Consider the following 12,868-nt stretch of genomic DNA (forward strand, 5'->3'; position numbering starts at 1 on the left):
GTAAATTGATGACTCATCAAACTAGGTCTTTCAATCGCAAACAAGTATCGTACCTCTCCCCTCTCCCGCTGGCGGGAGAGGGGTCAAAAGCATGCTTTTGACGGGTGAGGGTAGTCAATTTCGACATCAGTATTCCTTCCCCCTCACCCCAGCCCTTTCCCCCAAGGGGGAGAGGGAGTGAAGTGAGTGCGTTTGTCTCATCACATCCTGCCCACACCAAAAGCGTTTGGCCGTAATTCCCGCCGCGCCGCCTCCGCGAGCGTATCGAGGCAGAACGCCAGCATCTTTCGGCTGTCACGCGGGTCGATGAGACCATCGTCCCACATCCGCGCCGTCGCAAACAGCGCCGTCGACTCTGCGTCATAGGTATCAACAATGTGCTTCGCCATGCCGTCGAGGAATTGCGCGTTCGGCTCCTCGCCTTTCTTGCGCGCGCCTTCCTCGGCGACGATGCGCATGGTTTTCGCCGCCTGCTCGCCGCCCATCACGGCGATGCGATTATTCGGCCAGGCGAAAATAAAGCGCGGATCGAAGGCGCGCCCGCACATGCCGTAATTCCCGGCGCCGAAAGACGCGCCGATATGCAGGGTCAGTTTCGGCACGCGCATATTCGTCACCGCCTGGATCATCTTGGACCCATGCTTGACGATGCCGTTCTGCTCCGCGTCCGTGCCGACAAGATAGCCGGTAGTGTTCTGTAGAAAGATCACCGGCGTTCCCGCCTGATCCATCAGTTGGATGAATTGCGCGACCTTCGCGGCGCCGTTGGCGTCAATCGGGCCGTTGTTTGAAATGATCCCCACTTCGTGACCGGCGATGGCGGCGTGCGTGCAGACTGTCGCCGCGCCATAGCCGTCCTTGAAACCAAGGAGATCAGAACCATCGACAATACGCGCAACAACTTCGCGCGAGTCATAGGGCTGGCGATAATCGACGGGTACGACGCCAAGCAATTCCTCCGCGCCGTAAAGCGGTTCCTCAAACCGTTTTTGCCCGCTGGCTTTATTCCAGCCGAGTTTACAGACGATTTCCCGCGCGACCCGTACGCCGTCGCCGTCATTCTCCGCCATATATTCCGCCGTGCCCGAAACGTGATAATGCATTTCCGCGCCGCCAAGGTCTTCGTCCGTTGCAATCTCTCCCGTCGCCGCTTTCAGCAAGGGCGGACCTGCCAGAAACACTTTCGATTTACCGCGCACAGCCACCACATAATCGGACAAGCCCGTCTGATAGGCGCCGCCCGCCGTAGACGATCCGTGCACGACGGAAATCACCGGACAGCCGGCGGCGGAAAGCCGGGCGAGATTGGCGAAGGTGCGACCGCCGGGCACGAACATTTCCGACTGGCGCATGAGGTTGGCGCCGGCGCTTTCGATGAGTTGCACGAAAGGCAGTTTGTTTTCCAGCGCCAGCGCCTGCGCGCGCAGCGCCTTGTGGACGCCCATGGGCGTCGCGGCGCCGCCCTTGATGCCGCTGTCGGAGGCGGAAACAACGCAGCGCACGCCCGAGATAAACCCGACACCGGAAATCCCGCCGCCGCCGGAGATCGTCTTGTCGCCGTCGTCGTCATGCATCTTGTAGCCGCACAGCGTAGATAGCTGGATGAAGGGCGCGCCGCGATCGAGGATCAGCGCCAGGCGTTCGCGCGGAAGGAGTTGTCCCCGCTTTTCAAATTTCGGTTTCGCCCGCGCGGAATTATCCGCCACCTTTGCTTCAAGCGCGCGAAATTCCTCGATCAGTTTCAGATGATCGGCGCGGTTCTTCGCAAAAGTTTCTGTGCGCGGATCGATCTCGGATTCAAATACGGGCATCGCCAAACGGGTCTTGACAAAACAATATGATCGTATTGTTTTATTGCAATGACCGTCGCACGTCAAGATCAGGAAACAACCCCACCCAGCCGCAGGCCCACGCGCCGTCAGGAAGAAAAATCCGCCGTCATGCGCCAGCGGATCTGCGAAGGGGCTGTCTATTGTCTCTCTGCGCGCGGCTATCATGGAACGTCGATTAAACAGGTTGTCGACGCCGCCGGGGTCAGCCTCGGCGCGCTGCAGCATCACTTCCCGGCAAAGGATGATCTCGTCGAGGCGACAGCGGAATTTCTGCTGAGCCGCTCCATCAAATGGTTCCAGCGCGCCAAACTGAACATAGACAAGGACAAAAACGCGTTCAGCAATATGATCCACCGATCCTGGCGCGAACAGTTCACGACTGACGAATATGGCGCGCTTCTGGAAATTCTCGTCGCGGCGCGGACGAACGAGGCTTTACGCGAACGCATTGCGCCCCGGCTTGAAACCTGGCGCCGCGGCATCGAGATTGAGCTACGCGATCTGTTGCCTTCAAGTGATGAAAACGCCGATGAACTCGAAGCCATACTCACCATCGGCCGTTGCATGATGACCGGTTTGCTGGTGCATGACGGTCTCATCGGTGATGATAAACGCATGCATAACGTTATTGACGCATGGGTTAGTATAGCCACAGAATCATCGCGCTAATTATCGCGAGCGCACTTATGGCTGATCTGAACCAAAGCAACTTAAACAGTTACGGCGCGGATTATTTGCCAGGCCTGCTCGGCCTCCATTTCACCGGCATTGGCGAGGGATGGGCCGAAGCGGAGCTGGAAGTTCGACAGGCGGTGATGGCGCCCAACGGTTTCCTGCACGCCGGAACGATCGTGACGCTGGCGGACAGCGCCTGCGGATACGGTTGCGTTCGATCCCTGCCCGAAGGCGCCAGCGGCTTTACGACCATTGAACTCAAATCGAATTTCCTCGGCACGGCGCGCGAGGGCGTGATTGAATGCCGCGCGGAAGCCGCGCATCTCGGCCGCACCACGCAGTTATGGGACGCGACTGTCAAACATCGAGACACAGGAAAGTCGATTGCGCTGTTTAGATGTACGCAGATGGTGTTGTGGCCTCTAAGATAGACCTATGTATAATGAGATTATGCCTATTAGCTCGCGATCAACTATCGACGAAGTAACTCTTTCAAAATCGGTATGGATTGTTTTTGCGTCGTTTTTTGGAGCCTTACTTATTAGCGCCATCGCTATTTTTTACGACGGGAAGTTTTTTAATTGGCTGATACTCTTTAGCATGATCATTTCAGCGATTGCTTTTGGTTGTTGCTCATTTGTTTTTTACCTCGCAGTTACAAAAAAATATAAAATTTCGGTCGATAAGATTGGCATGCATAAGATATGTATATTCGAGGAAGGTTCAATTCAATGGGCTGAAATTGAGTTAGCGGAAAATACTGGCCACCACATTAGATTTTGGAAAAGAAGGCCTAGGGCTGTAAAATGGTGGATAGGAAATTCCGATTTCACAATTCCCTTAACCGCGGCATGGATAAAAGCTGATGATGTGATGGCTATAATCCACCGATACAGACCTGATATTAAAGTCAAAGAATAAACCTTAATGCATAATAGCGCATTTATACCCTTCCCTGGCGGTCAACCTCTCCCACCATTTCTCCACATTCGGCGTCATGGCCTCTTCGATGCCGAGCGTATTGGCGAAATTCAGCGCATAGCCGACGCAGATATCCGCCATGGTAAACCGGTCAGCACACAGATAGTCCCGGGTTTCAAGCGCCTCTTCGACAGCGCGCCATCGTCCCAAAAACCACTTTCTATAATCCTCGACAATTTGCGGCTGGCGACGCTCTTCAGGCTCCAGCGCCGAATAACGAAAGACCAGCGTCTGCGGAAAGGTCAGCGTAGCATCCGACCGGTGCAGCCAGTTGAGATAGGCGCCGTATTCCGGCTCGTCCGGCGTCACGGCAAGCGGCGTCGGCCCGTATTTGACGCCGAAATATTCGCAGATCCCGGCGCTTTCCGTCATTTTGACATCGCCGTCGATCAGGCACGGCACGGTGCCAAGCGGGTTCACCGTCTTGTAGCTCTTGTCGAATACGCGCGGCGGGAACTGAAGCGTCACCAGTTCGTAATCGAGGCCCATTTCCTCCAGCGCCCATACGCAACGCAAGGACCGGGCGCCCTGACAGTGATAGAGTTTCATAAAATTGAGTTATCCCATCATGCCTGTTTTTGGGCCGGGCCCCATTTTCCATATAGCAAAGATGGCCCCGGATCGCGGATCAAGTCCGGCAGGACCGATATCGCTGATATAATCTCTTGACGCAAACCAGCGGGCGCAGAACTCTGTTCTTATGACCAGCCCGCTCTCCTTTGACGCAACGCGCCTTCCCTCGCCGCATCTCACCGACAGTCATGAGGCGTGGCGAAAAACGGTGCGCGGTTTTGTCGAGCGGGAAATCATGCCCTACGTCAACGAATGGGACGAGACCGGCGCTTTCCCCCGGGAACTGCACAAAAAAGCAGCCGATATCGGTCTGATCGGTTTGGGCTTTCCGGAGCGCTATGGTGGTCACAGCGAAGACGTCGATATTTTTCATTCGCTGATCGCCAATGAAGAACTCGCGCGCGCCGGCGCTGGCGGGCTTTGCGCCGGGCTGATGACACACGGCATCGGCCTGCCGCCGATTATCACGCTTGGCTCGGACGCTTTGAAAACCCGCATCGCGCCCGGCGTGCTGTCGGGCGAAAAACTCATCGCGCTGTGCATTACCGAACCCTCCGGCGGCTCCGATGTCGCCAACCTGAAAGCGAAAGCGGTTCGCAAGAGCGGCGATTATATCGTCAATGGCGAGAAGACGTTTATCACAACCGGTTGCCGCGCCGACTATTTGACCGTGGCCGTACGCACAGGCGGCGAAGGGGCCGGCGGTCTTTCCTTCCTGCTGATCGAGGCCGACAGGCCGGGAGTCTCGCGTGCGCCTTTGAAAAAAATGGGATGGTGGATGTCTGACACCGCAAGCATTCATTTCGATAATGTCTCGGTTCCTGCGGATAATCTGATTGGTCAGGAAAACGCCGGGTTCGCCGGCATCGTCGCCAATTTCAACATGGAAAGGCTTGCCATGGCGGCGCAGGCGATCGCGTTCGCGCGCGTGTGCATCGAGGACGCCGCCGACTGGGCGCGTGACCGGCAAACTTTTGCAAAAGCGCTTTCGAAGCACCAGGTCATCCGCCACAAATTCGCTGAAATGCTGCGCATGACCAACGCTTCGCAAGCGTATCTCAATCATTGCGCATGGCTGGTAAAAACCGGCGAATCGCCAATTGCCGATTTATCGCTTCTAAAAGTCCAGGCGACGCGGACCATGGAGTTCTGCGCGCGCGAGGCGATGCAAATCCTCGGCGGCGCGGGCTTTATGCGCGGATGCCGCGTTGAGCGTATCTACCGGGAGGTGCGCGTCATGGCGATTGGCGGCGGCTCCGAGGAGATCATGAATGATCTCGCTGCACGCCAACTGGATTTGTAGCCCGCACTATCATGAATAGCATCACCAACAGCCAAAGCCCGCTGCGGGGGAACACAGCGGGCCCTGGTCGTTTCAGAATTGAACCGGCTTGAAATTAAGCGGCGTTTTTCTTCTTGCGGCGGCCGGCGAAACCAAGACCGGAAAGTCCCGCAATAAAGAGCCAGGCGGCAGCCGGAAGCGGCACTTCAGGCGTCGGCGTCATGCCGAAATTCGTACCAACGACAGCTGCAATATCCGGCGTGCCCTGATCCCTGCCGACAAAAAGCGGATTGTTGGCGGCTTCGCCAGCCAAGACGCCAAGCAGCGCAAGATCGAAACCCCAGATTGTGACATTCTCGTTGATACCGATATCGCCGTCGCCGTCGACGTCAAACTCACCTGAGAAAAGCAGAACGCCAAGAATTGTGTCTGGCGGCTGCGGCTGCGGGTCGAGTTGGGCGGCCATCAAGGTCAGCGCAGTCGTCGGGCTGTCCGACTGATTGAGCGCTTCGAAAATAAGCAGGTCGCAACCAGCGTAATCGGCGGCGGACGCGGGGCCGGTATCTTCGTCAGCAGATGCGATACAGCTGCCTGCGCCATTCACAATCGATTCCGCGAACAGCAGAGACAGTACGTCATCATCGCTCGTGCCGTTGTTTCGGAGCTGATAGGAAGTGTCGAGATCAAATCCTTCGACTTCATCAATGTCGTCGCCGACGCTGAAACCGGAAGCTGGCGATCCGCCGGCGGCCAGTTTTGCTTCCTGAACGCCATTGCTGTCGTCGAAATTAACGCCGCCAATGGTCATCGGCGCCGCGTGTGCGCTGGCGGCAAGACCGAAGCCCAACCCCAGCATGGAAATAGCTAATTTTTTCATGGTTCCCCCAATAAAGTACAAGTTTCCACGTCCCTTGTATCAATTTCGGCGCCGAACCGGAAGCGAATAAACAACAAATTCGATAAAAATCGAGGTTAATTTTCCAAATATGCCGGGTTGTCGCTACCGAAAGGCGAATTCTGCGAAATCCGTCGCTTTTTGAGGGTGAAAAATGACTGGGAAGAGTAGAAACATTCCTCCCGGACCGCCCGCGGTCATGCCGATTCGGCCGAGTCGGTGTCCCTGAGGGCCGTTTTGAGAATTTTCCCTGACGGGTTTCGGGGCAGCATGTCCAAAAACGTTACATATTTGGGCAATTTGAAATCTGCGATTTTATCGCGAAGGAAGTCCACAATACCGTCCGCGCTGATGTCCGCCCCGTCTTTTTTAACCGCGACGACTTTCACAACCTCGCCCCATTTTTCATCAGGGGCGCCGATAACGGCGACATCTTTTATGGCCGGATGCCCCAGGAGAACCGTTTCAATTTCCGCGGGATAGATGTTCTCGCCGCCGGAAATAATCATGTCTTTGATACGGTCCACCACATACAAAAAACCGTTCTCATCGAAATAACCCGCGTCGCCCGAGTAGTACCAGCCATCCTTGATCGTTTCAGAAGTCGCCTCAAGATTATTCCAGTAGCCGTCCATCAGGAATTTCGATTTAACAAGCACCTCGCCGGTTTCGCCTTGCTGCAGATCGGCGCCGCTCGCCGGATCACAAATCCTGACCTCGCAATCCGGAAGCGCTTTTCCAGCCGAGACGCGCTGTCTTTTGCCGTGGGCGTGGTCTTCATGCTGCAGGACGGTCACGCCGCCAGTCGTTTCCGTCATGCCGTAAAATTGCGTAAAACGTGCGTTCGGCATTGCGGCCATGGCCGCGTTGAGCAGCGGTTCGGGCATAGGCGCAGCGCCATAGCTGACATGAACAAAATTATCCAGCGGCGCGTTCATGGTCTTCGCCGCTTCCAAAATCATCATAATCATGGCCGGCACAAAAAACGAATTCAGCGGCTTGCCGTTTTGCGCCTCTTTGACGATCGCACAGGGGTCGAATTGGCGGTGCTGAATGATGGGCATGCTTCTCGCAATGGCCATCAATCCAAAATTTACACCCGCAACATGAAAATGCGGCAGCGCATGCAAGGCAGTTTCATCCTCAGACTGCGGAACAACCAGACTGGCCTTTCGTCCCGCTTCGCCGACTTCATAATAACATCTGTTCGGTAAAACGACGCCTTTGGGCAGTCCTGTCGTACCGCTTGTGTATAACTGAACAAGAACATCGCCGCTTGTCGGCGCGTAGTCGGGCTCTATCGCGTCATGCTTATCGATGAGCGTGTCAAAACAGCCGTCGCCGCCTTCATGGAGCACCATTGTCGTCGCTTCAGGCCGGCCTTCAATGCCGTCCAGCGCATCCAGAAAGGCCCGTTCGGAAACAAAAAGTGCGGGATCGGCGTCGTCAAGAATCCGTTCGACTTCCACGGGCGCCAGACGCCAGTTTATGGGCGTTATCACGGCGCCGATTTTCGCAGCGCCAAAAAGCGTATCCCAGAATGTGGCGACGTTTCGCGCCAGCCAGCAAATGCGGTCGCCCGGCTTGACCCCGATATCCAAAAGCGCTTGCGCCGCTCTGTTGGCGCGCTCATTCATCTGGGCGTAAGTGTATTGCGCGCCTTCAAAAATAAGTCCGGTCTGCTGGGGACGGGCCTTGGCCTGCTCCCAGATGAGGTCCGCTGTAAGGGCCGGATTTAAAATATCTGTTTGCTTCATATGAACTGGCGCGTTTCCCTATTGCGGAAAGTATGCCCTGCGCCGGGCTTTGTGCAAAGCGCTGCGCTCAAGTGTTGCAGGCGCAAGCGGCTTGCTTATAGCTGTTTCCGGAACAATTTGGAGAAGTTTATGCCTTCGGTCAGCGAGATAAAGTCAAAATTGCGTCTTCCCGTGATCGGGGCCCCGATGTTTATCGTTTCGACCCCAGAGCTTGTCCTCGCCCAGTGCCGGGCGGGCGTTGTCGGGTCGTTCCCGGCGCTGAACGCGCGCCCCGCCGAAAAGCTTGACGAATGGCTGTCGGAAATAAACGAGACGATCGCCGAGCATGATGCGGCCCATCCCGAAAGCCCAATGGCGCCTTACGCCGTCAACCAGATCGTGCACCGGTCCAATGACCGGCTGATGCACGATGTTGAAGCGTGCGTGAAACACAAAGCGCCGATTGTCATCACCTCGCTTGGCGCGCGGGAGGAAGTTTACGAAGCGATCCATTCCTATGGCGGCATTGTTCTTCACGACGTCATCAACAACACATTTGCGCGCAAGGCGATTGAAAAAGGCGCTGACGGTCTGATCTGCGTCGCCGCAGGCGCAGGCGGGCACGCCGGCGTACAGTCTCCGTTTGCGCTGGTGCAGGAAATACGCGAGTGGTTCGACGGTCCGCTCGCGCTTTCGGGATGCATTGCGCGCGGTCAATCGGTGCTGGCGGCGGAAGCCATGGGCGCGGATTTTGCGTATATCGGCTCGGCGTTTATCGCGACCGAGGAAGCAAACGCAGACGAGGCCTACAAAAACGGTGTTGTCGAAGGCGCCGCCGATGACATTGTCTATACGAACTATTTTTCCGGCGTTCATGGCAACTATCTCAAACCATCGATCAGCAAGGCAGGGCTCGATCCCGACAATTTGCCGGAAAGCGATCCTTCCAAGATGAACTTCAAATCCAGCGGTGAAAACGCAAAAAAGGTCTGGAAGGATATATGGGGGTGCGGGCAAGGCATCGGCGCGGTCAAGGAGATCGCCAGCACAGCTGCGCTGGTCAGGCGACTGGCGGATGAATATGACGGGGCAAAGGCGCAGGTTTGCGGCGCCTGAGCGTCGCTGCACGGCCCCGGGAACAAAACCATAATACGCCCTGTTTCCTTCCCTGAACCGTCCGGTGAAGGAGGAAACTCATGTCTGCTTTTACAGCGTATCTGCTTGGCGCGATCGTGCTGGCCATTGGCCTTGGCGTTGCTGCGCACCTGCTGGGCGTTCCGCCAATATGGATTGGCGTCGGCGCTTTGGTCATCCTGGGCGCAGGCATCATGAGCGCCGCAGCCAAAACGAAACGGAAAGACGCGCCCGAGTAATCCCGCGAATAAACCACCCCTCCCCGCATAAACCATTGCAATTGCGCTTAACATTGCCGCGGTCAGTTGCTATTGAGCCGGAAATATTGTCTCCGGCTCAATTTTTATCTGGATTGTGATGAACAAGATATTTGCTCTTCTGGCGGGGGTGCTGCTTTTGTCCGGTTGCGGCCGCGGTGAAAACGAGGTCGGCGAGTTCAAAAACGATTTTATCGGCAATGAAATAAAGGTGCAGGCGCTGAAAGACCCGGACGTCGATGGCGTCACCTGTCATCTCAGCCATTTCGACCGGGGCTTCTGGGACCGGGCGACCAAGGGAAACTGGTTTGAAGACCCATCCAACGCTTCCATCGCCTGCCGTCAGACCGGCCCCATCAATATCGGCGAGATCGACATGGGCAAAGACGGCGAGGAAGTTTTTTCGCAGCGCATGAGCCTGGTGTTTAAATCCATCGCAGTCAGGCGAATTTTCGACGCCGAAAACAACACGTTGATTTATGTCGTCTATTCGCGAAGACCCGTCGAGGGGTCGGCGAAAATGGCCTTGTCCACCATCTCGCTCTACGATCAGAAGACAAATCCGCCATCCGCGACCGCTGAGTGAGTTTTTCCGGTTCTCAGCGTGTCCGAAACAGCCTAGCCTGACGTCCATGCGAAACCGTTTATGCAAGATTGTGGCGACCATCGGACCGGCGAGCGCCTCGCCGTCCATGCTTCAGCTTATTCACAACGCCGGCGTTGACGTATTCCGGCTGAATATGAGCCACGGCGAACACGACAAGCTGGAGAAAGTCGCGAGCGCCATCCGTGAAATTGAAAAGACGTCAAACACGCCTTTAGCAATTTTCGCCGATTTGCAGGGGCCGAAAATCCGGACCGGCGCCTTTGCCGGCGGCTCGATCACGCTGCGCTACGGCGCTGAGTATAAACTGGTGCATTCGGCGGAATCGAACGATGAAAATATTATTCCTATTCCGCACGCAGAATTGCTCGATATTTTAGAGCCAGGCGATGTATTAAAACTGGACGACGGCAAACTTCAGGTCACCGTCTCTGAACGCAATTCGCGTCATATCATCGCCAAGGCTGATACGCCCGGCGAACTTAAAAACCGGAAGGGCATTAATGTGCCGGGCCGGCGGCTGCCCATCTCCGCGCTGACAGAAAAAGACCGCGCTGATCTGAAATTCGCGCTCGATCTCGGCGTTGATTATATCGCACTTTCATTTGTTCAGCAGCCGGACGATGTCCGCGAGGCGCTGGCGCTTATTGACGGGCGTGCGGGCGTTATCTCAAAGATTGAAAAGCCTTCCGCCGTGGATCAGCTCGACGAAATCATCGAACTTTCCGACGCGATCATGGTCGCCCGCGGCGATCTGGGTGTTGAATGCGCCGCAGAGGAAGTGCCGATCCTGCAACGCCAGATCATCCGCAATTGCCGGCGCGCGGGCAAGCCGGTGATCGTCGCGACGCATATGCTGGAATCCATGGTAGAATCAATTTCTCCGACGCGCGCAGAGGCCTCTGATGTTTCAACAGCCGTTTATCAGGGCGCCGACGCCGTCATGCTCTCCGCTGAAACCGCCGTCGGGCGCCATCCGCCGACAGCCGTTGCGATTATGGACCGCATCATCGCGGCAACGGAAAAGGATGAAGATTCTGAAAGTTTCAATAATGTTTCGCGGGAAGAGGAAGGCTACAAGACTGCGGACGCTATAACGCTCTCCGCGCGCCGTATCGCCGAAGTGCTCGATTGCAAATTCGCCGTCGCCTATACAAAAACCGGCTCCACGGCCAGGCGTCTTTCGCGCGATCGGCCTCATTGTCCGGTCATTGCCTCCACGCCCGATGTAGACGTCGCAAGGCAACTGGCGCTGTATTGGGGCGTTCGTCCCGTTGTCACGGAAGACATTTCGCATTTCCACGAAATGATCGAAAACGCCGACGCTATCGCCAAGGCGAACGGCGGCGCAGACGGCGACCGAATCATTATTATCGCCGGTTATCCCTTTGGACGTCCGGGAAAGACAAATACGCTGAAAATCAGCCGTATAGGCGCCCTCGATTAATTCATCGACGCACAGGAACCATTTTTTCGCCTTGATGTTTCCCGTTCGTGGTTTCAGTCGAGGGTAAGATGGATAAATTCTACACCAAGAGCGGACTTTTCTACGTGATCATGTCCGACAACCAGGCGCAAAAGCCTGAAGATTCGATGAAGCCTGAACCGGCGGCAGCGCCGGCGGCGTCAATAACACAGGCGGCGCAGCCGTTTATGCAGTCTGTCGCCACGACAGTCACAAAATTACTGGCGCGTTCATAACACGAACATAACGATTTAGAGAAAGGAACACCTCATGGCGTCTCCTACACAAGATTCAGCAGGCGGAGATCTTCTCCGCGTCATTCTCTCCGTCATCCTGCCGCCGGTAGGCGTTGCCATGGAAGTCGGCTTTTCAGCCCAGTTCTGGATCAACGTAATACTGACGTTGCTCGGTTATATTCCTGGCGTCATTCACGCTCTGTGGATCATCTTGCGCCGATAAAGGAAGGTTTGCTGACAAGATGAAACTTGAAGAATCCCGATACCCGAATGACTCTTCGCTTTCCCGGTTACGCAAGTTCGTAACGCGAACCCTCTTCGGGAAAAAATCGCATGACGACCCTGACACGCAATCTTACGGCCCTGCGCAATCAGATGCGGAGAAACAAAAAGACGGGACTGACAGCGTCAATTAAAAATGGCAGACTCCTCTTAGCAGCAACGCATCAGGAGGACCGGCTTTTATGTCTGTAGAAACGCGCACATTCACCTATTCCATCGACGGCAAAGAGTTTGAAGCGTTTCTCGCCGCGCCGGGTAAATCGCCCGCGCCGGCTGTTCTGATCGCGCATGCCTGGGCGGGCCGTTCCGATTTTGAAAATAATAAAGCGAAAGCCCTCGCCGAACTTGGCTATACCGGGGTCGCCATTGATCTTTTCGGCAAGGGCGTGCTCGGTCAGAGCAAGGAAGAAAATCAAAAGCTGATTGAACCCTTTGTCGAAGACAGACCGTTTTTGCAAAAGCGGCTGACCGAAAATATCGATATCGTCAAAGAACAGCCGGAAACCGACGCTTCCAAACTGGCGGCGATCGGTTTTTGCTTCGGCGGCCTTTGTGTTCTCGATATTGCCCGTATGGGCGCGGATGTCGCGGGCGTCGTCAGTTTTCACGGCCTGTTGGGCGCGCCCGGCAATACCTCTGATAAAGTAAAGGCGAAAGTGCTGGCCCTGCATGGCTGGGACGACCCGATGGCGCCGCCGTCAGATGTAGTCGCGCTGGGCGAAGAGCTGACCAAAGCCAAAGCGGATTGGCAGTTGCATGGCTATGGCGGGACTATGCACGCTTTCACAAATCCGCAAGCCAACGATCCCGATTTCGGCACCGTTTATGACAAGGACGCCGACCGCCGCTCATGGGAAGCCATGAAAAATTTTCTGGCTGAACTTTTCGGCTAAAATAGAGCCCGCCCTTGCGGGCG

At 55.8% G+C, this 12,868-nt stretch carries 16 protein-coding genes; 12 read left to right on the forward strand and 4 right to left on the reverse strand.

Annotated elements, in window-relative coordinates:
* Window positions 1–200: 200 nt before the first annotated feature.
* Complete coding sequence (locus ACQK2Q_RS09065) at window positions 201–1,811, reverse strand: acyl-CoA carboxylase subunit beta (RefSeq protein WP_425409421.1); 1,611 nt, start codon at window positions 1,809–1,811, stop codon at window positions 201–203.
* Window positions 1,812–1,859: 48 nt separating this feature from the next.
* On the opposite strand from ACQK2Q_RS09065, the gene ACQK2Q_RS09070 reads away from it, so the two are divergent.
* The 3 genes from ACQK2Q_RS09070 to ACQK2Q_RS09080 are packed head-to-tail and all read left to right on the forward strand — an operon-like array spanning window position 1,860 to window position 3,428.
* Window positions 1,860–2,501: a TetR/AcrR family transcriptional regulator gene (locus ACQK2Q_RS09070; RefSeq protein ID WP_425409422.1), complete on the forward strand. Its 642-nt coding sequence runs from the start codon at window positions 1,860–1,862 to the stop codon at window positions 2,499–2,501.
* A 17-nt stretch (window positions 2,502–2,518) separates the two neighbouring features.
* Window positions 2,519–2,938: a PaaI family thioesterase gene (locus ACQK2Q_RS09075; RefSeq protein WP_425409423.1), complete on the forward strand. Its 420-nt coding sequence runs from the start codon at window positions 2,519–2,521 to the stop codon at window positions 2,936–2,938.
* A gap of 4 nt (window positions 2,939–2,942) precedes the next feature.
* Complete coding sequence (locus tag ACQK2Q_RS09080) at window positions 2,943–3,428, forward strand: hypothetical protein (RefSeq protein ID WP_425409424.1); 486 nt, start codon at window positions 2,943–2,945, stop codon at window positions 3,426–3,428.
* A 3-nt stretch (window positions 3,429–3,431) separates the two neighbouring features.
* On the opposite strand, the gene ACQK2Q_RS09085 is transcribed toward ACQK2Q_RS09080, so the two are convergent.
* Entirely contained in the window at window positions 3,432–4,037 is a 606-nt protein-coding gene (locus ACQK2Q_RS09085; protein ID WP_425409425.1) for a glutathione S-transferase family protein, read from the reverse strand.
* Window positions 4,038–4,188: 151 nt separating this feature from the next.
* Here ACQK2Q_RS09085 and ACQK2Q_RS09090 point away from each other — a divergent pair, with 151 nt between their 5' ends.
* The gene (locus tag ACQK2Q_RS09090) at window positions 4,189–5,364 is read left to right on the forward strand and encodes an acyl-CoA dehydrogenase family protein (RefSeq protein WP_425409426.1); all 1,176 of its coding nucleotides are present in this window, start codon (window positions 4,189–4,191) and stop codon (window positions 5,362–5,364) included.
* A 94-nt stretch (window positions 5,365–5,458) separates the two neighbouring features.
* Here ACQK2Q_RS09090 and ACQK2Q_RS09095 read toward each other — a convergent pair whose 3' ends face one another.
* Window positions 5,459–6,220, reverse strand: a complete 762-nt coding sequence (locus ACQK2Q_RS09095; RefSeq protein WP_425409427.1) for a VPLPA-CTERM sorting domain-containing protein — start codon at window positions 6,218–6,220, stop codon at window positions 5,459–5,461.
* A gap of 215 nt (window positions 6,221–6,435) precedes the next feature.
* Window positions 6,436–7,995 (reverse strand): long-chain-fatty-acid--CoA ligase, encoded by a 1,560-nt coding sequence (locus tag ACQK2Q_RS09100; RefSeq protein WP_425409428.1) that lies wholly within the window; start codon window positions 7,993–7,995, stop codon window positions 6,436–6,438.
* 129 nt (window positions 7,996–8,124) lie between these two features.
* Here ACQK2Q_RS09100 and ACQK2Q_RS09105 point away from each other — a divergent pair, with 129 nt between their 5' ends.
* From ACQK2Q_RS09105 to ACQK2Q_RS09140, 8 genes are all read left to right on the forward strand, one after another.
* Window positions 8,125–9,090, forward strand: a complete 966-nt coding sequence (locus ACQK2Q_RS09105; RefSeq protein ID WP_425409429.1) for an NAD(P)H-dependent flavin oxidoreductase — start codon at window positions 8,125–8,127, stop codon at window positions 9,088–9,090.
* 80 nt (window positions 9,091–9,170) lie between these two features.
* A complete protein-coding gene (locus ACQK2Q_RS09110; protein WP_425409430.1) occupies window positions 9,171–9,347 on the forward strand; it encodes a hypothetical protein in 177 nt (58 codons plus the stop codon).
* Between the two features lie 118 nt (window positions 9,348–9,465).
* Window positions 9,466–9,951, forward strand: coding sequence for a CreA family protein (locus tag ACQK2Q_RS09115; RefSeq protein WP_425409431.1), 486 nt, complete (start codon window positions 9,466–9,468; stop codon window positions 9,949–9,951).
* 46 nt (window positions 9,952–9,997) lie between these two features.
* Window positions 9,998–11,416 carry a pyruvate kinase gene (gene pyk / locus ACQK2Q_RS09120; RefSeq protein ID WP_425409432.1) on the forward strand — a complete coding sequence of 473 codons (1,419 nt, stop codon included), beginning with the start codon at window positions 9,998–10,000 and terminating at the stop codon, window positions 11,414–11,416.
* 68 nt (window positions 11,417–11,484) lie between these two features.
* Window positions 11,485–11,670 carry a hypothetical protein gene (locus ACQK2Q_RS09125; protein ID WP_425409433.1) on the forward strand — a complete coding sequence of 62 codons (186 nt, stop codon included), beginning with the start codon at window positions 11,485–11,487 and terminating at the stop codon, window positions 11,668–11,670.
* A gap of 34 nt (window positions 11,671–11,704) precedes the next feature.
* A complete protein-coding gene (locus ACQK2Q_RS09130; RefSeq protein WP_425409434.1) occupies window positions 11,705–11,893 on the forward strand; it encodes a YqaE/Pmp3 family membrane protein in 189 nt (62 codons plus the stop codon).
* 19 nt (window positions 11,894–11,912) lie between these two features.
* Window positions 11,913–12,086, forward strand: a complete 174-nt coding sequence (locus ACQK2Q_RS09135) for a hypothetical protein (RefSeq protein ID WP_425409435.1) — start codon at window positions 11,913–11,915, stop codon at window positions 12,084–12,086.
* Window positions 12,087–12,134: 48 nt separating this feature from the next.
* On the forward strand, window positions 12,135–12,845 hold the full coding sequence (locus tag ACQK2Q_RS09140) for a dienelactone hydrolase family protein (protein ID WP_425409436.1): 711 nt from the start codon (window positions 12,135–12,137) through the stop codon (window positions 12,843–12,845).
* The last annotated feature ends 23 nt before the right edge of the window (window positions 12,846–12,868 follow it).

Origin of the sequence: Hyphococcus sp. (assembly GCF_965228385.1) — a bacterium.
Taxonomy (GTDB): Bacteria; Pseudomonadota; Alphaproteobacteria; order Caulobacterales; family Parvularculaceae; genus Hyphococcus.